Raw genomic sequence first — 25,185 nt, forward strand, 5'->3', positions numbered from 1 at the left:
TGTTTCGTGAGATAAAACGTCGAACTACCTGTTTCTCAAACTGTTTCAGCAACGCCGACGCAGAAACTGCTGACGAGTGGCTCAGATCGTTCGCTTTCGCATGGAATCAGCTTATCTGAACACTACCCCCCGCCCAACGACAAATCTTTTGCGAGAGGGCTTTGTCTCCCCATCCATGCGGTGGTCCCCGCTTGCACATAGTGAATACCGGACAGTGCTCACCTCGAAGGGAGCGTGGATACTCGCTCTCCTCGTCGTCCTTTGGGGGTTCCGCCCGACCTATGCCGGGTGGGACGCAGTCGGACAAAATATCACCATTGGATACATTCAGATCGGCGTCGATCTGTTGCTCCCGATCGGTGCTCTCCTTCTATCGTATCAGTCACTCCTCGGTGAGCGAACTACGGGCAGTATCAAGTTCCTCCTTGGACTGCCACTAACACGGACGCAGATTCTTTTCGGGAAGATAGCTGGACGGTTCGTGGGTGTCGGGACGGCGATCGTCGCAGCAACCCTTGTTCTCGCTGGCATCGGCTTGCTCGAACACGGTACATTCGGTTTGCTTCCCTTCCTCGGAACACTCGTCGCGACGCTGCTACTCGCCAGCGCGATGGTCGCCCTCGGCGTGTGCGTCTCGACGGTCACTCGACGAACCGTGACTGCCGCCACAGGAGTATTCGTGTACGTATTGGTGACGCTGTTTTGGAGTCAGATCGTCACGTCGCTCTATACTGCCGTCACCGGTATTCCGGTCGACCCATACGATGCGCCGGCGAGTGGGCCGCTCTTTCTCGCACTTCGGTTGACTCCCGATGGCGCGTACAACGTCCTAACGAACTGGTTTCTCAACGTCGGCAACTCGACCGAGCTGTTTCACATTGTGTACACCAAACTCGCACCAGGTGTCTCTGTGAACGCCTTCGTCGTCGAAGCAGCCTTCGACGGCGGCAGTCCATGGTACCTCCATCCCTCACTAAGTCTGGTTGTCCTACTTATTTGGGTGGTGGTGCCGATGGCTCTCGCTCGCCGTGTCTTCACCAGAGGTGACGCGCTATGAGCACGTCAGAACCCGCAATCGAAGCCAGCGCGGTGACTAAGGAGTACGGGGATGTTCGTGCCGTCGACAGCCTTGACCTGACCGTCAAGCACGGGGAAACATACGGATTTCTCGGTCCGAACGGTGCCGGCAAATCGACGACGATCGGACTGTTGCTCGACTATCTGCGACCGACTTCGGGAACGGTCCGCGTCCTCGGACACGATCCACGGCGTGACATCGTCAAGGTTCACGACCGAGTCGGGGTCCTCCCAGATCGATTCGGCCTCTATGACGATCGATCCGCACGTCAGCACGTCGCGTTCGTTACAGAGACGAAACGCGTCGACGAGGATCCGGCGGTACTCCTCGAACGGGTTGGACTTGGGGACGCCGTCGACGACGACGCGGGTGACTTCTCCAGTGGAATGGAGCAACGGTTGGCGCTAGCGATGGCGCTCGTCGGCGACCCCGAACTGCTCATCTTGGACGAACCGTTCGGCGGACTCGATCCACACGGTGTCCGACGGGTGCGGGAAATCGTCCACGAAGAGACTCAGCGTGGCGCAACCGTGTTCTTCTCCAGTCACGTTCTCGGGCAGGTCGAACTGGTCTGTGACCGGATCGGTGTCCTTCACGAGGGACAATTAGTTGCCGAGGGAACGCTCGATGAACTCAGAAATCGGACTACATCTCCCGACGACGCGACGGTGGAAGATGTGTTCGTCGAACTCACCGATACCCGCGTCGGCGACGAGGGTGAGCCGCGATGAAGCGCCGAACGTTCGTGACAGCGAGTACCCTGTCCATCGCTGGTCTCTCAGGGTGTCTCGGTGATACTGAATATCGAATCGCCAACACAGCTATCGAGGCGTCTCCGGACCCGTTCTCAGTGTCCGTACGCCTCGTGGACACTGACGCCACGATCGAACGTCCGGCCGCACTCACGCTCACGCTAGAAAACACGGCCGACGACCAGATTCGAATCCGTAGCTACGGCGTCTGGCCCTTCGGCGTCCTCGCACTCGCCCCGTCGCCGACGCCTAGCGAAGATACGTGGGAGACGACCCTGTTCTCTCCATCATACGAAACAACCGCCCGCGTAGAAGTCGACCGTGGTGGATCGTCGCTGTCGTTGGATGGGACGCCGATAACCCGGCCGCTCAATGCCGGTGAGAGTGTCACCAGACGATACGAACTTCGTGGTGACGACCTCCCAAGCGCAGGGACGCACTACATCGTGGAGAAGTTCGATAAACGGGTCTCACGGTATTCGAGGGATGACGACTGGAAACCGCTTGAGTACCAGATCCGCCTCAGTATCGAGAAAAAATGACAGTTGCCGGTCCTGTTGAAATACTCAAGATCTAATAGACAATCTGAAATTAGCCTACTTTCAGATAGGCTATTCTGAATCCCACGAAAGGGAGTGAGCAGCACGGAAAGAGCCGGTCCTGTGTTGTCATCCAGAACGATGTTGGGAAGCAGTACTCACCGACGACGATTATCGCTCCATTCACAACGCAGTACACGTCTGGAGACACGTACCCGTTCGAGGTGGAAGTACTGGCTTCGGATACCATCCTCGATCACGATTCTGTGGCAAATCTCAGTCAAATCCGGGTTGTCGACGTCAATGAACGTGTGGCAAAGAACATTGGATCTGTCCCATCATCAGATCTGGTGAAAATTAACTCGGCAATCAAAGATAGCCTCGGCATCTGAGCGAAAAGTTCCCTTAGCCTCCGAACAACCGAGAAAAGAACCCACCTGAGTCGTCCGTATCCGACGTATTCTCTGTGGTGGCTGATTGATTGGTGCCCGTGCCAGTTTCGGCCGCGCCGTTCAGGAGTTCGGTGACGGAATACCCGATCCACTCGGCGAATTCCTCAGGTGCGCCGATGTAGACGCTCGTTGATGATTTCTCGGACATGAACCGTTTGGGGAGGCGCTTCTCGTAGTCGTACACCTCGTACTCTTCGCGGTCGAAGTCTGCTGTGATAGCATTCGGTTCCGACTCAAACGTGACACGGCCGCCTTGGATATCCCGCTGCCACTTCAACCGACCCGTGTCGTACGTCTTCTCGGCCGGCTCGTCAGCGGGAAAGTACTCGGGTTGCTCTCGACCAGCTTCGTCGTAGAATTCGCGGACAATACGGCGGACATCTTCGATCGTGCCGTTTCCGTCAGTCCATGGTTGTTCCGTGAGCATTCGGCGGGCCACGTAGCTGAATATCGGGTTCTGTCGTTCCAGTACCTCCGAGAGGTCTTTTTGTGCTTCACGGAAGCCCGGATCCTCCGGGTTGGAGGGGAAGGAGACATCCATGCTCAGGATTTTCATCCGGTTCCGGAACTCGGATTTCGGGAGCGCATCGTTAGTCGTGAAGACGAGGCACGGCTGATCGACGCTGGTGGGTGTCCAGTCACCCCAGTAGTTTCGGATTGGGCTCCACCGCTGAATCTTCTCTTTCTCCGCGTCGATGATAGCGTATGGGAAGCACGTATCCCATTCGCGAACGCCGCGGACCTCTTTGACGCCGACATCGTCTGCGTCCACACCGGAGATGACCGTGTTGTCGGAGACGAGTCGCAGGATGTATTCGGTGAGTTTGTCTTTCCCCGCATCGCTTTTCCCTTCGATGTAGAGGTGCTGCAGGACGTTGTCCAGCGTCCGTGACGGTGATGACAATGCCTCGGCGTACTGGTTGGCGAACGGGGCCCAGAACCCGTAGAGGAACGCCTCGTACATCTGTGCCATTACTGCGGTCTCGGACTGCGTGTGGCCGTGGTTCTGGACGGTCTCGATGTAGTCTTCAATAGTTTCGAGGCAGTGATCCAGAACTTCAGGGGTCGGCTCGTCGGTGGCGACAAGAATCATCTCGTCGTCCTCACCGATCACGACCTGCTCGGCTTCCGGAAGGATCGACATTGTCGGGATAGCCGTCGACTCCTTCACCTGGTTGTTGTACGCGCTCAGCGGCGCGGTGATGCTGTGATCCTCGACGGTTGCGCCGTGGTCACGGAGCCCGGCCCCGAACTCGTCGGCGGTGTCCTTGTCTACCTTGCTGGTTCCCATTCGTATCTTCTCGTCGGGCGCACGGACCCGCGGACGGTCGAGCCCGTCCGTCAACCCTGTTTCGTGATCCGATTCGACGAGCCCGACGTCCGGTGCCTCGTCGTCGTCCGCCACGGTGGTCGAATCGCCTTCTTCCGTTGGCTCGCCCGGCTCCACGACGTTGCGGTCGGCGTTCTCAGGTTCTTCGACGAACGCAACCGTCTCGTTAGCTTCCTCTGGGTCGTCAACGACGGCCGTGGCCTGATCGGCGACATCTTTCAGGTCCTCAACCGCGTCCTGATTCAGAGCAGCAGTATCGCTCACGTCGAGATCGCCGGCACCAACCCAGTACTCGATGCGGTTCTCCCGCTCTTCCGGTGAATCGGCATCCTCCAGTGCCTCAACGAGCCCTTCGAGGAGCGTCTGGTCGCTGTACCCCTCTCGGTACTCGTCGATGAACCGCTCGAACTCCTCGTCCAGTTCGGTCCCGACATCGGTCGTGATGACGGAGATCTGGTTCGTATGGTACTCCCAAGAGTTCCGCGAGAGGTTAGCCGATCCTTGGACGAGCTTCACCGTGTCGTCTGGCATCACGATTCGGTAAATCTTTGAGTGGACAGTCTTCCGGTTCTTCAACCGAATCGTAAGTCGATCGTCCTGTCGCAGTCGGACGAGCGACCTCGCCGTCGAGACTTCGCTCACTTGGTCGGCGTAGTCTTCGGCGTTCCCGATGAGCACGTCAAGTGAGCCGATGTCGTACTCGGTCAGCATCTTCACCATCAGATCGGGCGTCTCCGCGTACGTCACGGCATCTACGTGACGAGCGCCGGCGAACAAATCGAGAAAGTCAGCCCGCTCTTTCACCATCGCCAAGCGGTATTCCGCAGCACCGGATCCGTAGAACTCCGGCATATCCGCGAACCTATCAAACGAGATGTTCGCTGTCAGTTCGTCCATACACACAGCAGCGGTCTAACACGAATTAAAACCGTACCGTGGAGCGGTAGTGGAGCCTACGCTGTCGACACTCAGAGATACATCGGCAGCGACGCATACCCTACGGCGCTGGAAGCGGCCAGTCATCGAGGAATGCTGTGAAGCCTATCCTTCAACGAGAATAGAACCCCCCCGTTTACGGCGAGGAGGATGTCACTCACGGAGGAATGCCCCAACTTCCGCTGTGATCCGTTGTGGGGCTTCGGTTGGACCGCTGTGAGTAAACTACCCCGCCATACTCGCTCCCTCTAGCCTTGCGGCGGTCGGTCACTCCTTGAGGACGGGGCTTTGGCGCAACGACATTGTGCCTCGCGACCTCGTGCATGGACGCGGCCCGGCTTCCTATTACCGTCCTGCCGTCGGCGTGGGCGCATTGTTGATGCCTCCCACTCCGACCGACGACGAGGATTGTCCGCCGGTTTAATTCCCGGTGTTCTCACACTCTACCCCAAAATGGGGACGGAGTTGAACCGTTCGCGGTCGTCGTTCCCGAGTGTAGGGTGCGTTGGAATCGCACCACAGGAGCCAGTTTACTGGTGGCTCCTCCTCACCCGGACTTGTGCCGGGAGAGCAGTACCACGGGGATTCGTCGCAGGGGTGTTAAACCTATGCGAACGCGCTTCCTCTCCTCCCTACTCGCGCCTTTGGCGCTCGTTGAGGAAGAAGGCTCCGCGCTACCCCATGCTGACTCCGTCGAACTCGACGAGCCGGCTGTGAGAAGCACTTCATGAACGTCACGAGAGCTCTCGCGAAGGAATTCCGGCCCATTCGTTCCGGTCATCACGAGAACGTCCGCTTTGACATCCAGCGTACCGGGGAACCCACCGGAAAGTGGTACGCTGTCCTCGGCGTCGAGATCCCAGACGACCCGCCGGAGAAACCGGAGAATCCTGAGAAGTGCATCGGTATCGACGTGGGGATTCTCAAGTACGCTCACGACACAGACGGAACCGCCGTCGAATCCCTCGACCTGTCCAACGACCGCGAACGTTTGGAACGCGCACAAAGCGACCTCTCGCGGAAGGAACACGGGTCTACGAATTGGGAGAAACAGCGTCGAGTCGTGGCCGAACGTCACGCCGAGTTGAAGAACAAGCGCCGCGACTTCCTCCACAAGTTGTCGAACTACTATGCCCGAGAATACGACCTTGTGGCTGTAGAGGACTTGGACGCCGCCGGACTGGTCGAAACTGCCGGGCAACTCACGGAACCGGGCAGGAGCGGCGTGGGGGATGTTTCTCCGGATGCTCAAATACAAATGCGAGCGCGAAGGCACGCACTTCGTCGCCGTAGACCTGGCAGGAACGACCAAGGAATGCGCGTCCTGCGGTGTTTCGACGGACAAGCCGCTGTGGGTGCGCGAACACTCGTGTCCGGCGTGTGGGTTTGAGGCGGATAGAGACGCGAACGCAGCGTGGAACATTCTTTCTCGCGGTATCATGAACGGTTAGGAGCGGGACGCTCCGAATCAACACCTGTGGAGACTGCGCTCCCTACGGACACCAATTCGGTGTCTGCAAAGCGCGTCGTGGAAGCAGGAAGCCCCACCCTCAAGGAGTAGGGGAGGGTAGTTCACAGTAGCCATGACTGAGACGACAGACGGACTTGAGGCGTGGATAGAACATACGAGCGCGTTCGATAGGGTCCAGTCTATCGCCCGGAGTGTGTCGGAACCAAAACCCGTCTCATACATTGCAGAGGAAGCTCACGTCGCTGAAAACACCGCACGTAACCACTTGGAGCGACTTGTAGAACTGAACGTACTGTTGAAAAGTAAGTTGGGCGGCACAGCGCTCTATTCGCCAGATCCACTCCATGTTCGGCTGCAAGCCCTCCGAGATCTGTTGGACGAACACGATCGAGATGGCCTTATTGAGCTGAAGGCTGACCTCCAAGTAGAGATCGAGGAACTGAGCGAAGAGTACGGGGTAGACTCCCCGAATGCTCTTCGAAAGCTTGCAGCAGAGTCAGAGAGTGCGGCCGAGACGAGTGAGATCCGAAAGGCAGCGAGTGACTGGGAACTCTTACTGTACCGGCTCTCTATCGTTGAGGATGCAATCAGAGACTACGAGCAATTTGACATCCACCCCGCCCCAAAGGGCGAGGATTCCCGAGAGTTGGGATATTAAGATTTGCAACCAACCTGTTCGCTCGGTGCAAAACGCCCCGAGGTTTGATTGAACAGGTAGGCTGCTGGCCGTGCCAAACGACCGTTACCCATATCCTCCGTCGGAGGATTCTGAGTTATCTTTCTGCGAATATTTACCGCACCATTCACGTCCGCGTTCATCGTCGCACCGCACGACTCGCAGACGTACTTGTCTGGGAGATCATGAGCCATGTTTCGGCGCGGCTTGGATCCAAAAAATTGTGAACTAGCCGCCTTGGGTCCTAAATACCGCTCAACAGATCCACAAAACCAAAATTCCCTTAACTGACTAGTTAGTAAGCTCTCGTAACATGGGTTCTGAGAGCACTACTGAGATTATGGAAGCGACTGGCCGTGCGCTTTGTGAGTACGGCTACGCTGATCTCACCATGCAACGAATTGCTGATGAGTCATCAGTAACATCTGCAGCAATCCACTACCACTTCGACACGAAAGAGGAGTTATTGAACGCGTTTCTCGACGACCTGCTAGAGCGGTTTGAGTCACGAGTCGCGTGCAAGGCTCGTGATCCCCGCGAGCGGTTGAGTGAGTTCCTTGATGCCGTTTTTGAGAAGCCATCGTCTGAGAACGACGACTTCCCGGTCGCACTGATGGAGCTCAAAGCGCAGGCACCCCACCACGACCTCTTCCGTGAACGGTTCATCGAACTCGACGACGCGGTGCGTGATGTCGTCGAGACAGCCGTGCGTGATGGCATCGAAGCTGGATACTTTGACGAGGTAGATCCAGAAACGGTTGCGTACGTTGTCGCAACGATCATCAATGGCTCTCACGTCCGAATGGTGGCACTCGGTGAGGAACCTGACCGAACACGAGAAGCTGTTGAGCGAACGCTGGCACGGTACATCGGGTGGACGCCAAGTCGGGGGGTGACAGCGTGAATCTGTTCAAGGGGCAAGAAGAGCTGAACCTCACCGACGGCGAGATACTCAAGCCGCTGGTGTACCTGTCGCTGCCAATCGTCATTACGAACCTTCTGCAGACCGCCTACAACCTTGCAGATACGTTCTGGTTGGGCCAGTACTCGACAGACGCGCTGGCAGCAATCTCCTTCGGATTCCCGATGGTGTTTTTATTGATCTCGCTCGGGATGGGTCTGTCAGTCGCAGGGAGCGTCCTCGTCGCACAACATACCGGAGCTGGCGAAACAGCGCAGGCCGAGTACGCAGCCTCACAGACAGTGGCCTTCGCATTCGGGGGGTCTGTACTATTAGGACTGGCCGGCTACCCGCTTGTTCGTCCATTTCTACGATTTCTCGGGGCCTCACCGGATGTGCTCCCGGGAGCGACGGCCTACATGCAGGTGATCGCACTCGGCTTGCCCTTCATGTTCGGCTTCTTCGTGTTCATTTCGCTCATGAGAGGAGCTGGTGACACCATCACACCAATGCTCGTCATGTTAGGAACGGTGATCATCAACGTCATCCTCGATCCATTCCTGATTAACGGGTGGGACGTTGGACCCGTTGCTGTCCCCGAGCTAGGTATCCAAGGCGCAGCCGTGGCCACGGTCTTTTCGCGAAGCATCGCGATGGTCGTTGGAGTAGCCATCATGCTGTCGGGGAGCAGGGGGATCCAGATTCACCTCACAGATCTTGTTCCCGATTTTCAATACCTCAAGAAAATCTTGAAAATCGGCGTCCCGGCTAGCATCGAAGGGACCGGTCGGGCGCTCTCTATCAACGCCCTACTCATTGTTGTCGGGCTATTTTCAACGACCGTCGTCGCGGCGTTCGGTATTGGAACTCGGGTCTTCTCGGTGATTTTCCTACCCGCGATCGCCGTGGCACGCGGAGTTGAAACAATGAGCGGGCAGAATATCGGGGCGGGAAAATACGATCGCGCCGAACAGGCGAACTACGTCGCCGCGAAGGGCCTGTTCGCCATTCTCGCACTGATGGGCGTGGTGATCTTCTTCCTACCACAGCCCATCGTTGCCGTGTTCACGAATGATCCAGCTGTCGTCGCTGAAGGCGCGACCTTCCTCCGATACGTGGCGTTGTCCTTCGGCTTTATCGGAATTATGCGAGCTTTCACCGGTGGATTCCGAGGTGCGGGCAAGACGCTTGTCGCTGCTGCAATTTCTATTCTCACTCTCGCCGGTCTTCGGCTCCCAATTGCGTACATCGCGTCTCAGTATCGCTTACCTCTGCCGTTCGCTGATGCGGTATTCGGTGTCCGCGGTATTTGGATTGCATTCTTCATTTCAAACATCGCCGGTGCGATCATCGCGTGGTCGTGGTTCCGGCGAGGGACGTGGCGTGACGGTGATGTCCGTAGGCAGGACGGCCAAGAAAGATCGGGGTTCGACGATGAGGTTGAGGTGCAAGCGGTCGACGACTGAGCGATCTTGGCCAGATCGAATCTGCTGGCTCTGTTGACATCCTTCTTCAGATATATTATCGACTGAACCAGCCGGTTGCTGAAGATGCTTACTCGGCCGAACAACTAACAATACGGTAGGAAAACAACCGGTATGGAACATACCGACGGTGGTCGGATCCGGAGGCACCTCGTCGGTGACCGTCTCCCTCGTTGGGCTGTTATCGGTTCTGTTGTCAGTCTCTTGGGTCTCGCGTCTGTCGCGTTCCTCCTTGGTGTGAATGTTCGCCTCTATGAGTTCTGGGGCTGGCTTGTGATTGTTCCGGGAACTGCCGTCATTGCGGGGATTTTCGGTGCGGGCTTAGTCCCAACTGTCGGTACACTCTGGCTGATTAGCCTCTGGGGGTACGCCTTTCCACCACTCGTCGGGTATCTCTCTGGTGAGTGGATGGGAGCAGGCCGGTACACCTCGCCGAGAATGCTGGGGTTCGCATACGGGTCTGCCCGCGCCGAATTACTTGGAGGACTCGAAACAAGTGTTAATTTTGGGCTGGCGCTTGCGGTCATCGTCGGAACAACCGGCTACGTTGCGGGGTCCGTCATCAGATGGATGGCGACGCGTATGCGGTCGGCTTGATTACTGAACAGCCTGTATTGACCGCAACCGGATCAGAACGTGTCACGTGCTGAGGATTTCAACAAAACTAATCTGCTGTAAGAGGAAATCGCGCAGATCGTAGCCAGTGAGCCAGAATTACGTTGGTAGCCGACACCGCGAGCTAACGGATGGCAAGGGGGCACAGAGGTGGTCGCATGCAGGCAGGCAGGGGATGTCTGCCACCTCTGTCAGGGACCAACTGTCCCCAACACACCGACCAGCGCCACCCGGTGAATACTTTTTGGCTTGAGTATTTCGTGCGACTCCGTCTAGACACTATCCACCCGTTTCATCGACCACTCCCGTACCTGAAAGCGCGTATGCAGTCACAGGTTTCAACTAGACGCCCCAGATGACGGCGATCCCTGCTGTCGCGACGACGGCAAGGAGTAGTTGGAGCGGGCCGCCCACTCGCAGGAAGTCGGTGAATTCGTAGCCACCGGGGCCATACACCATGAGGTTCGTCTGGTAGCCGACTGGTGTCATAAACGACGTCGCCGACGCGAACATCACCGCCAACAGGAACGCGAACTCGTTCGCACCAAGCTGGGCGGCCGCGTTGACGCCAACCGGGATCATCAACACGACCGTCGCCACCGGCGTGATGACGCTCGCGAGCACACCAGCAACCAGATACAGAACGAACATGACGCCCACGGTCGGGAGGACACTGTCTGTCGCAACGAGAAAGTCCGAGACGAGGGCCGCCCCGCCGGTCGACTCTAACGCGATCCCGAGCGGAATCACCCCCGCCAAGAGGAAGATCACGTTCCACGAGACGGCGTCGTAGGCATCAGTCGTGGTTAAACACCCGGTGACAACCATCGCTACGACGCCGGCCAGCGCCGCGATAACGATCGGAAGGACATTGAGTGCGGCGAGTGCCACCACACTGACGAGGACACCAACCGCAATGGGTGTCTTCGGCGATAGTGGTGCGACGTCGTCAATGTCCGCGTCAGCCAGCCGATCGAGCGCACGCTCGTCCGCGACGACAAGACTGCCAGTGTCCGTGAAATACCGGACGGCCGCCGGCGTCGTCCGGACCACCAGCAAATCGCCCGCCTGCAGCGTACGCTCGCCGAGCGCTGTCCGGTACAGATCGCCACCGCGACGGAGCGCAAGCACGCTCGTCTCGTGGTACTCGTGCAACCCGGTTGCAGAGATAGTGTCACCGACGAACGGCGACTGGTCCGGAACGACCGCCTTCGCGAGCATGCCGTCAGTCGCCGCCGACTCGAACGTCTCCTGGGTCACGGTCTCGCGAGGTCGCCGTCCGAGCATCGCCGCCTCACGAAACTGGGTGACTGCGTGCATGGGGCCATGCACGATCACGCCATCGCCCGCCTGGATGACTCGGTCAGAGTGTGGGCCAGCGTACGCCTCGCCGTCGCGTCGGATCTGCAGGATTCGGACGTCCGAGTGGGAATCGTCGAACGCCTCAACGGATTGCCCGACTGCGGGCGACGCCGGGCGAACGTACAGGTGGGTGAGGTAGTCGTCGAGATCGAACTCCGCAACCGGATCGCTGTCTGCAGGAACGCGGGCAGGAGTGAGTCGCCAGCCGACGGTCAACAGGTACGCGGTTCCGACGATTAGGAGGATGGCACCGAGCCCCGTGAACTCGAACATCCCGATCCCGTCGCGACCGTCGATCAGGAGGCGTGCAAAGTCGCTGGCGAGGATGTTCGTCGACGTGCCGATGAGCGTGAGCGTCCCACCAAGGATGGCGGCATACGACAGCGGCAGCAGGAGCTTCGAAGGGCTCATCCCGACTTTTCGGCAAGGTCGGTAACCATCGGGATGAAGACGGCGACGACGGGCGTGTTGTTCACGAACCCCGCGATGGGACCGGTCGTACAGACGGTGGCGACAAGCGCACGGAAGTCGCGTCCGCCAGTGAACTCGGCAAGGTACACGCCGAGCCGTTCGACGACGCCGGTGTTCTGGACGCCCGCACTAAGCATGTACATCGCGATGATGGTGACCGTCGCGGGGTTCGCAAACCCCGAAATCGCCGCCCGAGCGCCGACACCGGTCCATGGTTCGAGAATGACAAGGGCGGCGACGACGCTGATCGCGGTCACGTCGGTGGGGACGATCTCGGTGATGAACGCCACCAGCACGGCGAGGATGAGCATGAAGACAACGGCAGCGCCCGACACCTCGACGATAGGCATACCGGGACGACTCGTGTTGATGCCTTCACTGTTCCCATGATCGGACACATCTGTTCGGTTCAGCCGGCTCTGTTGAAATCCTCATCAGATGACACAGTCTGATCTGGTTGCGACCAATACAGGTGGGCGGTGCCCCATGGCGGAAGGTCAGCGAGACATCGACTACCTGAGTCCGAGATAGTACGCCGGAACACCGAGAGCGACGGCTCCCGTTATCAACCGACGAGACCAAGACACTGAGAGGATGTCCCACATATGGAGATAGGGAACGGCGAGAGCAAAGGTCCCGATCAGAAAGGCGGCACCGATATCCCAAGCAGCGAAGCCGTTACCGCTCTGCTCCGGGGGTTTAATCGTATTGTGTACGAGGACTCCCGAGACCAATAACACCATCAAGGAGCTACTGATCACCAGCGGGAGGTCTGACAGGTCCCACCCGTCTGCGTGCCCCAGGGCCCCCGTTTGAAGAACATATGCTTCTCCCTCGTCTTCGACCACGGTATACAGCTCGTGTTCATCGACGTTGTGCCCCACGGCACCGTACTGAAATTCGTCGGGGACATCGGACTCGTAGTACTCATCGCAGGTAAGTGTCCACTCGTGGCAGAGAACTATCGTAAATGAGTCGTCCGCAGCAGACCGTGTCTTGTCGAACACCTCCTTGGCAACGGGAGACAGCTTATCATATTGGTAGACGGTCGTTTCGTCCGTAACCGCAGAGTGTTCAATCGATTCAATATCGTTAGCTCGTTCGACTATCTGATTATCGTAGTATCCGTCAAGTCCCGTATCGCTGTACGGCGACGAGATGGCTCCTGGATAAGAGAAAATGAGACCGATGAGGGCCAACGCCACGGCGATCCGAGTCAGGCGGTGGACGGTCAAGCGATTCGATTCCTCGATGGCGGGCGGAATATTCATAGCCGTATGTCCTCCTCTCAGTCGGTGAAAATCTTCTGTCACTCCCCATTACCAATTCAAGACGCCACCTGAAACTGGTGGCAACCACAGCGATGAGTTCGCAGCTCTCAGTGACCGGGTGTTTCAGGTGAGAATCTGTGTAAAGAAGAGGATTTCAACAGAGCCGCCGATCCAGCTGTCGGCGTCCCGAGCGGATCAGCACGGAGATGGAGCCCGGCCGAGGAACTCCACCAGTGACATCCTCGCCCGGTGTGAACGGCGGGATTCTCTCGCTGCTCAAAAATAGATGTGCCTCCGCGCGTCGGGCGTCCGGACGGGGGCTCGTCCCCGAGCGGTTCCTTCACGGCTGTGCGGTGGCACCGGTTCCAAGCGGATCCTGTACTCGCAGTGGCGGTCATCCACGGTCTCCCAGGGACGAACTGTTCGGGGACGTCCTCACCTTCCCTTCCACGATCTTGATGAACCTCTCGCTCGTCATCTCGTATCGTGTATAACCGTCCGACGTTCGCTCCCGATCGACGGTAGCAACGACATCGCCGTCAACCTGAATCTCCCACGCATCGCCGTGGGCAACGTCAAGACCCATCAGCTGTATCTCGACGCCGTAGGCCGTCTCTAGTTCGTCAGCAAGCGGCGGGACGAGCGTGCCGTCCACAAGCCGTGGTGGTTGATACGGGGGGAGGTCGTGCTCTCTGAACTCCACGACTGCGTCACGCCACCAATCTGGTAGGCGATTGATGTCGACATTCGCGTACGGATCGTCCCCGTCAAGCAACTCCGGCGGTTCAATGTTGTCCCGTAGTGGTTGTTCCTCGCTGTGTCGAGACATTCATTGTACGAAGGGTCTGGTTAGCTGTGGCGGGCACATCTTGTTTCGAAACGGAGGAACTACAGCTCAACGTAGACTTCGCCGTCCCGAACGTGGACATCGTACGTCGGCAACCGGTAATCGTTGCTCGCCGTGTGAGTGCCGTCGGTGATGTCGAACTCCCACCCGTGCCACGGGCACGCGACGATCTCGTCTTCATACGCCCAGACGAGTTCGTCGTCCTCGTCGACATCGAGGGTTCCGCCCAGCAGGCCCTCACAGGCCGGTCCCCCTTGATGTGTACAGTAGTTCGACAGCGCGTGGAGTTCGCCGTTCGAGTTGAAGACGGCTATCTCTCGTCCCGAGACCTCGACGATGATGCGCTCACCGTCGGCGATGTCCTCGGCTGCGATAACATGGTGTAGATCGTCCCAGTCTGGGTCAGGTTGTGTGGGTTCACTCATCGTCAGTCGAAAGCGTACACCCGCTCTGCGGTCTTACCGTAGATGTTCTGTATCTCCTCGCTGGAGAACTCCGAACGGAGCATCTTCAGTAGCTCTCCGGTGTTGTCGAAGTCGAAGTGCGGATAGTCTGAGGAGAACATCAGACTGTTCTCGCCCTCGAAGTGCCGAATCGTCTCCGTGAGGTACGCCGGGTCGTCCAGCCCTTCGACGGGCTGACTCGTCACGTAGAACTGATCTTTGAGGTACTCACTGGGGCGTTTCTCGAGCATCGGCGCGTCCCACTTCGCACCCATATAGTCGTGATCGAACCGCCGCATGAAGTACGGGTACCAGCCGAGCCCCGACTCTTGGATGACGAATGTTAGATCGGGGAACCGTTCGGGAACACCCCGAGTCAACATGTCCGCCAAGTTCGTCTGGTGCATCATGTTGTGCGAGGTCGCATGAACGGGAAGCGCCCGATCCATCGCCTGCCACGTCGACGGGAACCGTGTCATCATCGTTCCGGCGGCATTATGCATCTTGATCGGTAGTCCAGCCCGTTCGCACGCGTCGTAAAGTGGGTAGTAGGACTCGTGGCCGAGGAGCGGATCGACCGATCCGCTCGGAATCATCACCGCCGCGATGCCATCCTCGTCGGCGCGGCGTTCGACCTCTTCGGCCGCCTTCTGTGGCTTCTGCGGGGCGACGAGAGCAGCCCCGTACAGGCCGTCGTCGGGGTCGACAATCTCGTCGAGGAGCCAGTTGTTATATGCCGTCGCAAGCGCAGCGGCGAGGTCGTCGTGGTGAACTCCCCCAAGATAGAGGTTCTGCGTGGGCGTGATTATCGCTTTGTCCCACTCCACGAGGTCCCTCCCCGTTTGGATGTCCTCTTTGGTACGGACGGTTTCGGAGTCGGCTTTCCCGATTGTCACCGAGTACACCATCCCATGGGCGGGGTAGACGCGGCCGAGGTACCCGTAGTCGTCACCCTGCTGGCTGTTCAACAGCTCGTCGAACGGGCTCTCGAGGTACGGGAGGATGTCTTCTTGCCGCTCAGTCAGGTGGAAGTCGGTGTCGACGATAACCTCCAAGTCGTCAATCGACCGGATTCGCCGTTCCGTGGTGGAACTCATACGAACCACATGGTCGATTGCACGTATATACACCGGGGCAATTCACGACGACGGAACACGTCTTAGAGGGTTTCTAACGCCCCTGTGAACGTTCTCACTTCATCGATCGCCGAGAGAGGGAACGTGCCTGGGACACACACCGATCCGAGCAGCCAAGGGCGAACGAAAAGTAACGGGGGCTCGTTGAAGAACGTGAGCACTTTCGTGAAATGATATTCAGATCTGTTTCGTATTGGCGAAAGCATTTTGTGAGTGCCATACACTGTATTGTCTGATGGAGGAGTGGAAACCAGGCGGTACCAGCCCTGAGTCAAGAGGATCGACGATACAAAGTATCGACACGTCGTTCGCTATCGTTACGGCCCTCCGCGAGTCTGACGGGATGGGTGTGACCGAACTCGCCGAGAAGACGGGGCTCTCGAAGAGTTCAGTCCACAAGCACCTCCGGTCACTGATGAAACATGGTTGCGTAGTGAAAGAGAATGAGGAGTACCAGCTTGGGCTCCGGTATCTCGACCTGGGCGCACACGTTCGCGAACAGTATTCTGGGTCGACGGAAATTAAACATAAACTCCGCGATCTCGCGGCGGAGACGGGAGAGAGCGCCCAGTTCGCCGTCGAAGAGCGCGGCCACGCGGTCGTCCTCCACCGTGAAGTCAGTCACGGCGGTGTCTATTCTCGGGGTCGAGAGGGCCGTCATTTCCATATGCACCAGACGGCCGCGGGAAAGGCGATCCTCTCACGCTACTCCGACCAGTGGGTTCGCGAGATCGTCGACCGTTATGGCCTCCCAGCGGCGACACCACAGACCATCAACGACGAAGCAGCTCTGTTCGACGAGCTTGCGGATATCAGGGACCGTGGCGTCGCGTTCAATAGCGAGGAGAGCACCGAAGGGCTCCGATCGGTGGCCGTTCCTGTTACGGGACCCGACGGTGGCGTCCTCGGTGCGCTGGCTGTCGCGGGACCGACACACCGCCTCACTGGCGAGCGATTGGAGCGGGAACTCCCGGATCTCGTCCGAAGCGTCGTGAACGAGGTCGAGTTGAACCTCGCCCATTCGTGATACATAGTGCAAGCGCATACCCGCGACTTTAGGCGCGGGAGGAGGTCAATTTCTCCCAAGAACGTCATCAGACGAACTCGGTCGAGTGAGGCCCATTATTCAAATTGGTTTATAACCAACATGATTAAGTCGCGCTAGACGCGATCTAATTCAAAATGAGAACTCGAGATCTACCCCCAGAAGCACCAGGACACTACCGGGAGTCACATCCTCATCCCTACTACATTCCAGAGAAGCTGCCCGTCTCATCCCCGATCGAGATCGATGATGAGCTCACAGCGACAATATCGGACGCAACGTTTCAGCTCGGACGCATCGATGGAATCAGTCCCACAGTCGATTTCTCACCCGTATTGTACACATCGCTTCTCAGACTCGAAGCCGTCGAAACCGCCGAAATCGAAGGTGCAGACGTCGAGATGGACGAAGTATACGCGTATCACACACGAGGCAAGTCCGGCAACACTGGGAGTGTAAGCCGTGACCTACAAGAAGTTCTTAACGCCGAACAAGCTCTCAGAGACGGATTTGATGCGATTAGACGTGGTGAGTCGATCTCATTACCATTACTCAAATCACTACATGATACACTGCTTGAAGGGGTTCGGAATGAAGGTGATGTTGTCGGAGGGTGGCGAGATAGCGACGTTCACATTCCGTCACCACGTCGAAGTCAGTCCCCGTTCGTTCCACCACCAGCTACCAGCGTCCCAGAATTAATGGAGTCTCTTGAGGCGTACATTCAGATGGGAGGTGAGTATCACCCGTTAGTCGACTTGGCGATCATTCACTACCAGTTCGAGACAATCCATCCCTGCTCAGATGGCAACGGGCGACTCGGACGCATCTTGATCGTGTTGCAACTGCATGAAGCCGGCTATCTGTCTGATCCGTATCTGTATCCGAGCGCGTATTTTAATCGGAATAAGCAGGAGTACGTTGAAAAGATGCGAGCGGTCAGTGAAGAGGGTACCTGGCGTGACTGGATTGCGTTCTTTATCAAAGGCATTGAAGAACAAGCCCGAGATTCCTACGAGCGGACGTTCAAACTGATCGAACTGCGCCGAGAGTACGAAGAGCGGTATCCAAATCAAAAGACGAGTCACAAACTCGCACGAAACTTATTCGAGCTTCCGTACTTCACTGCGAACGATATCACGCAACAATTCAATGTGAGTCAACAGACTGTCTACAATGCGATCGAAGAAGTCGAAGCAGAGGGCTTGGTAGTTGAAGTGACTGGCCAACAGCGCAACCGAGAGTACAAGGCAGTCGATATTTTCGATATCCTAGAGCGGCCAACTGCTACTACGAATTGACGGAGTGAAGTAGTGTGCGGCCTGTTTGAGCGAGTTGGCGGATACAGATCATACCCGTTGTTTCTTAATTTTGTACCACCTGGGATCCGCAAGTTGGCAGCAAAAAAGATCTGATCTGAAAATCACTATATCGCACATAATGTAAAAATTTAAGTTATAAAGGTGCACTATACCGAATGAAGATCAGAAAATATCTTCTCACGCGTTGGTTTATAAAATTATAAGCAACACACTTACCACTCCGCTGATAGCTGGAGTCACGGGCATCCAATGACTCCACCGCACGAAGCTCTCCGGCTCCAGCATATCAGGGGCAGAGCCGCCGAAGTGAGCACCGACGGAGGCCGTGAATGAGTCTCGGCGACAAGCTCAAGAGCGCACTCGTCACCGAGTCCAGCGCCTACCCCGCTCGCCGCGTCGATGACGACCTCTACGACACCGTCACCAACGGCCTCGCCGACGCCGAAGACACCAGCGGTCCCCGCCTACGCGTCCGTCCCCCACGGGAGAACGACGGCATGGACGCCAGCATCTCGCTCTACGAGACTGTCCACGAACCCCGCGAACAGGTCATCGGTGCGGGACGCTTCAAATTCGTCCGCACCAACGCCCACATCCACTCCTACGAAATGGTCTACGACGAGGGCAAACTCCAATTCTTTTTCAAGCCCGCCACCCGCGTCGACGCCAACCAGTTCGAGCGCCAACTCCGCAAAAACTACCCCAACGCCCAGATCACCCAAGCCGACAAGAAGTTCCCCACCCTCGACGTCGGCGACCACGTCTCGATGGCCCGGATGCGGCTCAAAAAGCCGTTCTACTACCCCATCAAGTGCAAAATCGCCGAGGAAGACTTCGAGGTCGACCCCTACGGCGACATTACCTCTGACATGGTCGTCGAAGAAGACCAGACCAGCACCGGCGAGCGTGTGCTCGCCGAAGACTGCCGCGTCATGGTCCAGACCATCTTCGAGCCCGCCCGCGACGTGTGGACGAAGCGTCGCCCCTACGGCCTCAACGTGACCGAGGCAGCCGCCCACATCAAGAAGGGTGAGTTGACCGGGAATATGCTTCGTGGTTTCGAGATCCGCGACCCCGGCTCGAAACGCACCCGGGCCGCCAAGATCATCGACAAGCTCCACGGTGCGAAAGGCTACTACCTCACCATCCGCGTCGTCGCGATCTCACCGCACAAAGAGATCGCCGAGCGGCGGTGCAACACGGTCGCCAACGACTTCGAGAAATACTACAACTCGTTCACCGAGCAGGGGCTCGAACCCGTCGCGATCGACCCCGACGACGTGCCGAGACATCTCCGGGAAGTCGCCGCGCGTACCCACGACATCCCGTGGAAAAAGCGGGTGAAGTTCGGCCCCGGCGGCGAGGCCGTCCTCCAACCCGTGAGCGCGCTCGGGTCGATCGCCCACATCCCGAGCGACGAGATCAACACGCCGGTCGTCGATTGGGCCAAACAGCAGACCGGTCCGGGTATCCCCGCCGAGTCCCGGCAGGAAGACGACATCGACAGACCGGAAACGGTCACCGACCCGGACGACGAGAGGGGCGGACTCGATCTAGGTGCGCCCGAGACACAGATCGGGAGAGCCACCAGCGGTCCAGTGTCGCCGTCCGGTCCCAGTACGAACGAGCCCGCGGGGAGGGGAACGACGGGGAGGAGCGACACCGCAGCCCCGCCGCCCACAGGCGGACCCGACGCCGCAGCGAGCGGCCCGGAGAGCGACCCACCCCAACAGGGCGGACAGGCCGACGACGAGCCGAGCAACGGCACTGAGAGTGCGAGCAGCGACACAGACGGCGACAGCGTCGACGACGCGTCGGTGGAAACCGAGACGGACGCCGGCGACCCGTTCGGAGACAACCGCCGCCGGTAGTCGACGCCGGAGCGCCCTGCCATCGCCGCACGAGACGACGCCACGACACCACGACGGACGACACCACACCACGACATGGTATTTGATTTTCTCAACAGAGACGACGACGATGAACCGAGCGGGCCGATCACCGACGACGACTTGGAACAGCTCCACAGCGATCTTGAACTCGTTGCCGGGCAGATCGAACAGCGCCGCCTCAGTATCGAAGACCGTGTAACCCTGAGCAAGTACGTCGGGACGCTACTCTACCACGCCAACGAGGCGACACACGACAAGGGAGCGGAGATCCAGCGGTATGCGCCGGAGACGAACCCGACGACCGACCAGATCGCCCAAGATGTCCGGGATCTCATCGGGTATCTCTCACACGACCGATTTCTCCCGAGCGCCGGCGCAGACGACATTCAGGAGATGCGGCACGACCTCGGCGGGATTCAACAGGCCGTCGAGGAGATGGACGAGTTTGACTACGCCTACGTCGAGACGGAGCGCAACACGATGTACGGCGAGGAGATACAGTCGATCGGCGTTCCCGACGACATCGACCCGGACAAGCTTGAGCCCGGACAAGACGGAGAGGAAATCTACGCCGCTGGGAGCGCCCGGCGAGTCTTAGAGGAGGTCCCCCGCGAGTACGACGACGCCCCCCTGTTCGTCGGGAAAGGCACGCGGAACGGTCGCGACGCGTCGATCGAGAAAAACCACCTGTTCCGTCACCGCGCGATCTTCGGCGTCACCGGCTACGGAAAGTCCACGCTGTTGACGAACGACGCACGGCAGCTGATCGAGTCGGGAGCCGGGCTCTGTTTCATCGACCCGAAGGGCGACGACGCCCGGCGCTTGATGAAGGTCATGCCCGAGCACCGGCTTGACGACGTGGTGTGGATCGAGCCGGGTGCGATCGGCGACTACCTCTCGGGATTCAACTTCATCTCGCTCAACATGGACCCCGACAGCGACGAATACAACGCCGCGCTCGCGTCGCTCGTCGAGGACTTGAAGAAGATGCTCTCGGCCAACGACGACTACTGGGGCCCGCGGATGGATCGGGTCGCCCAGTCGATCATCACGGGGATGAACCTGTATAACTCCAAGACCCCCGACGACGCCCCCGAGATGAATTTCGTCGATATGTATTACGTGCTCAAGTCGGAGGCGTCCCGCCACGAGTTCACCGCCCGACTCAAAGAGGCCGGGCTGCGGTTCATCACGCCGCACATGGAGACGGTCGCAAAGATGCCCGAAGACGACCTTGAGCCGCTACTCGGGCGGTTCCTCCCGTGGATTCAGAATCCGGTTGCCCGGCGGATGATCGGGTTTCGGTCGGGCGGGGTGAGCATCCCCGACGCGATCGATAACGACAAGATCATCATCGTGCGGATGGGCTCAGAGCCGCGCGAACTCAAGCAGATGCTCGGGATGGCGGTCATCCGGCGTATCTGGTCACACATCCGCGGGCGGGCGGCCGAGTCGGAACACCAGCGGTCGCCGTTCTACCTGTTTGCAGACGAGTTTGACAACCTCGCGATGCACGACGACACGATCCCGGCGATGATCTCTGAGAGCCGGTCGTACCGGCTCGCCATGACGCTCGCCAACCAGTATCCGGCGCAACTCCCGAGCAACGTCGTCGACGCGATCACGACCAACTGCGACACCATCATGTCGTTCAACCCGGGCGACAAGAAGTCCGCCCGGACGTACAGTACGCAGTTGGGGCTTGAGCCCGACGATTTGACCGAGGAGGTCAACTACCACTACTGGATGCGGACGACGATTTCCGAGAACATGGAGCGGTCTGACGCGTTCCGTGTGTACGCGTACCCGCCGTTCCCGCCCGTTCGCGATGCGGACGCCCGCGATGCGGAGATCCAGCGGAGTCTCCGGGAAGTCGGTCGCGAACGCCGGTCGGACGAGCAGGTGTACGAAAACCTCCTGTTCAACGAGGGAGGCGGTCGGTGGGAGACGGGTATCGGTCGAGATATAGCGAGGGCGTCAGAGCGCGAAGAAAAACTCCACTTCGCACGAGAGCTCCAGATAAAGGTTCCCGGCCCCGACAGTCCGGGGATCAGCGGTGGTGCGTCGGCAGCCCTCGATGCGGGCGGCGCAAGCGGGGGCAGCACGGGAGACGGAACCTACGGCGCACCCACGACAGCGGACGACGCCGAGGGTGTCGTTGAGCGCCACCTCGATACAGTGTTGGAGAGCGTCTTTGCGGCCCGACTCCGGGCGGGCCAGCCCGCGGATACGTTCGTGCCGACCGAGGACGCGAAAGACGAGCTTGTCGCCCGGCTTGAGGATTCAACCGTGGACAGCCTCTCGGAGCTGTCGAACATCTACGAGCGGGTGAACAGCACGTACGCGGAGACGAAGCGGAACGACGGGACGCCGTCGATCCGGCTCACGCCGAAGGGGCGGGGCGTCGTTCTCGAACAGGACACGGGGAGTGCGGGGTCCGGCGGGGGCGACGACCACCGGTGGATTCTCGGTCAGTGTTACGTGGCGTTCACGCAGATCGGCTACGTGTCGTGGCTCCCTGAGCAGGAGGGCGAGGAGATGCCTGACGGCGTCGCAGAAGCGCCGATCGACGTGACCGACGTGGACGACGACCAGTCGCGGTCGGAGATGCTAGACGCGATCGACGAGCGTCGCGAGCGGCTTCGCGAGGAGTACCCCGGCGTGTGGAACTTCGCCGGTGCTGACGACGTGTCGATCGAGGCGGAGACGTCGACGATCAAGTACCCGTTCCAGACGTTCACAAACCTGCGGAAAGCGATGGAGAAAGGCGAGAAGTGCGTGTTCGCGGTGAAAGACGGGACGGCTAACTACGGGAGTTTCACCCACTGGGGCGAGCGCGCCGAGCAGGTCATCTACGAAACAGAGGGCAACGGCAAGGGGATCGAGGTCGTGAGTGACGAGATTGCCTTCCGAAAGTCGCCTCTCCCGGACGGGAGTTACCGCTACTACAACGACGGTGGCGGCAACTACCGTGTTGGCGACGAGAAGGTCGCTGTCCGCCCACATCGAGATGCTGACGACGAAGGACAGGGCAACGTGGGGACGGTGTGGTATCGCGACGCCGAAACGGACGAGGTCGTAGCCGCAGTCGGGGAACAACAGCCGGTTGAGGGCGGAGAGATAGCCCGGTTCGATGGGCCCGAGGAGGCCCACGAAGGCGACAAGAACGCCGTCCCCGCCTACTACGAGTATAACCAGAGCGAGGGCGAGTACGTCGTCTACAACGACGGCGAGAAGCTACACTACCCGAGCAAAGAGGAGCTTGAGGCCAACTGGGTGCCGTTCAGAGGCCCGTTCATCCCCGAGGCACGATTCCCTGAGTGGCCCGGCAGCGACGACTTCGAGATCATCATCTTCCCGGACAGCGACAACGACGAGTACGACCAGCCGCAGTTGTACCACCGCGGCGAGTGTACGCCGCTGTTCGATCATCTCGGCGTCGAGTCCGTCGCCGGCGTCGACGCCGGCGAGATTGAAGGGCCGGGGGAAGTCGAGAACGCGACGACTGACGAGCCCGTCGACGAGGATGAGACGCCGGGCGAAGACGAGGCCACCGAGAGCGGTGAGAGTGCGGCAGCAAGCGACGCGACCGACGACTCCGACGCTGGGGACGCCCCGGCCGTGGAGGGCTTCACGGAGCCGCCCACGCCGGCGCGTATCGCGAGTGACGAGCGGATAGACCTCTCCGTCGAGAAGATCGCCGACGCCGCCGAGGGGGCGTACAAGCCACCCAAGCAGCAGCGGGACTTCATACAGTCAATCGTGAACGTCCTCAGAACCGATCCCGACGACATGGCGAAGACGGCCGACGAGGCCATCGACGCGATCGTTCTCCCCGAGGAGATCGACGAGGAGGCAGCCGAGAGCACACGCGAGGGCAAGAGCGCCGCCGACAGTCCAGCAGAGGGTGCCGAGGACACCGCGACCGATGAGCGCGGCGACACGGACGACTCAGGCAAGAGTGAGAGAGACGAGAAGATCGGTACCTCGCCGGAGAACCCCGGTCTCAACGTGCGGGGGTATCAGAAGGCACCGACAGCGACGGAGATCGCGAAAGACGACCGGCTGGACCTCACGCCCGAGGAGGTCGCGGCGATCGCCGAGGGCGAGCGCGACATGACGGAGGACGAGGCAATACTCCTACAGTCGATCCTCCAACGGCTCGCGAAGGGTCAACGCGAGTATCCCTACGACGAAATCCCTAGCGAGATTATCGTCCCCGTCGACGGCGTCGGCGCGTTCGCGACCGACGAGGGGTCGGAGGGGACAACAATAGACACAGACGACAGCGACGGCACGGAAGACGAAGCCAGCAACGACGATACAGCGAGCGCAAACAACACAGACGAGGAGGCGAGTACCGAGTCGGAAAGTGTCGAACCTGCCGGCGTGTCACCCGACAGGATAGCCGCAGACGACCGGGTCAGCCTCTCCGAACAAGCGATCGAGGCCTTCGCCGATGGCGAGTACCCCCCATCGACCCAAGAGGCCGTCGACCTCCAATCTGCCGTCCGCGACCTCTCCAACGCCGAACGAGGAGAGATACAGACCACAGAGGATGTGAGAGATGCGATCGCATCATCCGAGAGAACCAGCCAACCAGATGCGGAACCCCCGACAGAAGCAGCCACAGGCAGTGAGCGTGGAGAGCCCGGCACCAGAACAGCGAATCAAGCAAAGTCGAGCGATTCCCACACAAGCGGAGAGAGGCTTGAGGAGGCTGACCGACAGATGTGGAATAATGTGCTCGACGCTGAAAGCGCAGAATCCGATGGAGCCGATCCCAGCCGCAACGGGGCTTCGGAAAGCGACCAAGGCAAACACTCGACCGAACCGGACGAGAGTGACACAGCGGACACGACCGACGACGACGAACACGACCCGACAGTAGCCGAGATGGAGAAGCTACTCGGCAACGGTGAGTCCGACGACAACACCGAACCTGACGACACCGACGACGGGGGTAACTAGAGCACTACCTGAATAGATCACCCTCATTTTCAGCGTCGCTATCGGACGACAAGACGCACAGAACCGCGGAGTATATTTCACAGAGTAAGACAAGTATTAATCGGAGGCAAAAATACCGCCTCAGAATGGGTCGAACCACGCCGAAACTCAGCCACTAATTCAGGGAGATCAAACGCCGGCTGAGGCCACAC

General features: G+C 59.1%; 18 protein-coding genes and 3 pseudogenes. 14 read left to right on the top strand and 7 right to left on the bottom strand.

The features are described from left to right. The 5 genes and pseudogenes from NO887_RS17225 to NO887_RS17245 form a co-directional block, all read left to right on the top strand. A pseudogene (locus tag NO887_RS17225) lies at nt 1–119 on the top strand (IS6 family transposase); the annotation flags it as partial. A gap of 56 nt (nt 120–175) precedes the next feature. Next, the gene (locus NO887_RS17230; protein WP_303652365.1) at nt 176–1,057 is read left to right on the top strand and encodes an ABC transporter permease; all 882 of its coding nucleotides are present in this window, start codon (nt 176–178) and stop codon (nt 1,055–1,057) included. Beyond that, the gene (locus tag NO887_RS17235) at nt 1,054–1,809 is read left to right on the top strand and encodes an ABC transporter ATP-binding protein (protein WP_256419414.1); all 756 of its coding nucleotides are present in this window, start codon (nt 1,054–1,056) and stop codon (nt 1,807–1,809) included. The genes NO887_RS17230 and NO887_RS17235 overlap by 4 nt, the downstream gene beginning before the upstream one ends. Beyond that, entirely contained in the window at nt 1,806–2,372 is a 567-nt protein-coding gene (locus NO887_RS17240; RefSeq protein WP_256419415.1) for a DUF8130 domain-containing protein, read from the top strand. Before NO887_RS17235 ends, NO887_RS17240 begins: the two co-directional genes overlap by 4 nt. A 74-nt stretch (nt 2,373–2,446) precedes the next feature. Then, complete coding sequence (locus tag NO887_RS17245) at nt 2,447–2,761, top strand: type II toxin-antitoxin system PemK/MazF family toxin (RefSeq protein ID WP_256419438.1); 315 nt, start codon at nt 2,447–2,449, stop codon at nt 2,759–2,761. 13 nt (nt 2,762–2,774) lie between these two features. Here the strand turns inward: NO887_RS17245 and NO887_RS17250 are convergent, their stop codons facing one another. Beyond that, on the bottom strand, nt 2,775–5,048 hold the full coding sequence (locus tag NO887_RS17250) for a phospholipase D-like domain-containing protein (protein WP_256419416.1): 2,274 nt from the start codon (nt 5,046–5,048) through the stop codon (nt 2,775–2,777). An 856-nt stretch (nt 5,049–5,904) separates the two neighbouring features. Here NO887_RS17250 and NO887_RS17255 point away from each other — a divergent pair. Both NO887_RS17255 and NO887_RS17260 read left to right on the top strand, forming a co-directional pair. Then, nucleotides 5,905–6,648, top strand: a pseudogene (locus NO887_RS17255) (RNA-guided endonuclease InsQ/TnpB family protein); the annotation flags it as partial. Nucleotides 6,649–6,670: 22 nt separating this feature from the next. Continuing rightward, entirely contained in the window at nt 6,671–7,216 is a 546-nt protein-coding gene (locus tag NO887_RS17260; protein WP_256419417.1) for a DUF7342 family protein, read from the top strand. Here NO887_RS17260 and NO887_RS17265 read toward each other — a convergent pair. Continuing rightward, nucleotides 7,213–7,428 (bottom strand): transposase, encoded by a 216-nt coding sequence (locus NO887_RS17265; protein WP_256419418.1) that lies wholly within the window; start codon nt 7,426–7,428, stop codon nt 7,213–7,215. The two genes, NO887_RS17260 and NO887_RS17265, sit on opposite strands and share 4 nt — an antisense overlap. 119 nt (nt 7,429–7,547) lie before the next feature. On the opposite strand from NO887_RS17265, the gene NO887_RS17270 reads away from it, so the two are divergent. From NO887_RS17270 to NO887_RS17280, 3 genes are all read left to right on the top strand, one after another. Next, nucleotides 7,548–8,138 carry a TetR/AcrR family transcriptional regulator gene (locus tag NO887_RS17270; protein WP_256419419.1) on the top strand — a complete coding sequence of 197 codons (591 nt, stop codon included), beginning with the start codon at nt 7,548–7,550 and terminating at the stop codon, nt 8,136–8,138. Next, entirely contained in the window at nt 8,135–9,601 is a 1,467-nt protein-coding gene (locus NO887_RS17275; protein ID WP_256419420.1) for an MATE family efflux transporter, read from the top strand. The genes NO887_RS17270 and NO887_RS17275 overlap by 4 nt, the downstream gene beginning before the upstream one ends. 132 nt (nt 9,602–9,733) lie before the next feature. Further along, nucleotides 9,734–10,216 (top strand): hypothetical protein, encoded by a 483-nt coding sequence (locus NO887_RS17280; RefSeq protein ID WP_256419421.1) that lies wholly within the window; start codon nt 9,734–9,736, stop codon nt 10,214–10,216. Nucleotides 10,217–10,576: 360 nt separating this feature from the next. Here NO887_RS17280 and NO887_RS17285 read toward each other — a convergent pair. The 5 genes and pseudogenes from NO887_RS17285 to NO887_RS17305 form a co-directional block, all read right to left on the bottom strand. Continuing rightward, a pseudogene (locus tag NO887_RS17285) lies at nt 10,577–12,417 on the bottom strand (SLC13 family permease). A 162-nt stretch (nt 12,418–12,579) separates the two neighbouring features. Further along, nucleotides 12,580–13,338: a hypothetical protein gene (locus tag NO887_RS17290; protein ID WP_256419422.1), complete on the bottom strand. Its 759-nt coding sequence runs from the start codon at nt 13,336–13,338 to the stop codon at nt 12,580–12,582. A gap of 394 nt (nt 13,339–13,732) precedes the next feature. Further along, nucleotides 13,733–14,167, bottom strand: a complete 435-nt coding sequence (locus NO887_RS17295) for a hypothetical protein (protein ID WP_256419423.1) — start codon at nt 14,165–14,167, stop codon at nt 13,733–13,735. 59 nt (nt 14,168–14,226) lie between these two features. Then, nucleotides 14,227–14,610: a Rieske (2Fe-2S) protein gene (locus NO887_RS17300; RefSeq protein ID WP_256419424.1), complete on the bottom strand. Its 384-nt coding sequence runs from the start codon at nt 14,608–14,610 to the stop codon at nt 14,227–14,229. A gap of 2 nt (nt 14,611–14,612) precedes the next feature. Further along, complete coding sequence (locus NO887_RS17305; protein ID WP_256419425.1) at nt 14,613–15,725, bottom strand: amidohydrolase family protein; 1,113 nt, start codon at nt 15,723–15,725, stop codon at nt 14,613–14,615. A 274-nt stretch (nt 15,726–15,999) separates the two neighbouring features. On the opposite strand from NO887_RS17305, the gene NO887_RS17310 reads away from it, so the two are divergent. The 4 genes from NO887_RS17310 (at nt 16,000) to NO887_RS17325 (ending at nt 24,994) form a co-directional block, all read left to right on the top strand. Beyond that, the gene (locus NO887_RS17310; protein WP_256419426.1) at nt 16,000–16,791 is read left to right on the top strand and encodes an IclR family transcriptional regulator; all 792 of its coding nucleotides are present in this window, start codon (nt 16,000–16,002) and stop codon (nt 16,789–16,791) included. Between the two features lie 155 nt (nt 16,792–16,946). Beyond that, nucleotides 16,947–18,110 carry a Fic family protein gene (locus tag NO887_RS17315; protein WP_256419427.1) on the top strand — a complete coding sequence of 388 codons (1,164 nt, stop codon included), beginning with the start codon at nt 16,947–16,949 and terminating at the stop codon, nt 18,108–18,110. A 350-nt stretch (nt 18,111–18,460) separates the two neighbouring features. Next, a complete protein-coding gene (locus NO887_RS17320) occupies nt 18,461–20,002 on the top strand; it encodes an MSCRAMM family adhesin SdrC (protein WP_256419428.1) in 1,542 nt (513 codons plus the stop codon). Nucleotides 20,003–20,077: 75 nt separating this feature from the next. Further along, nucleotides 20,078–24,994, top strand: coding sequence for a TraM recognition domain-containing protein (locus NO887_RS17325; protein ID WP_256419429.1), 4,917 nt, complete (start codon nt 20,078–20,080; stop codon nt 24,992–24,994). Nucleotides 24,995–25,185: the final 191 nt, after the last annotated feature.

This window comes from Halorubrum laminariae, from assembly GCF_024494655.1.
In the GTDB taxonomy this organism is placed as follows: domain Archaea; phylum Halobacteriota; class Halobacteria; order Halobacteriales; family Haloferacaceae; genus Halorubrum; species Halorubrum laminariae.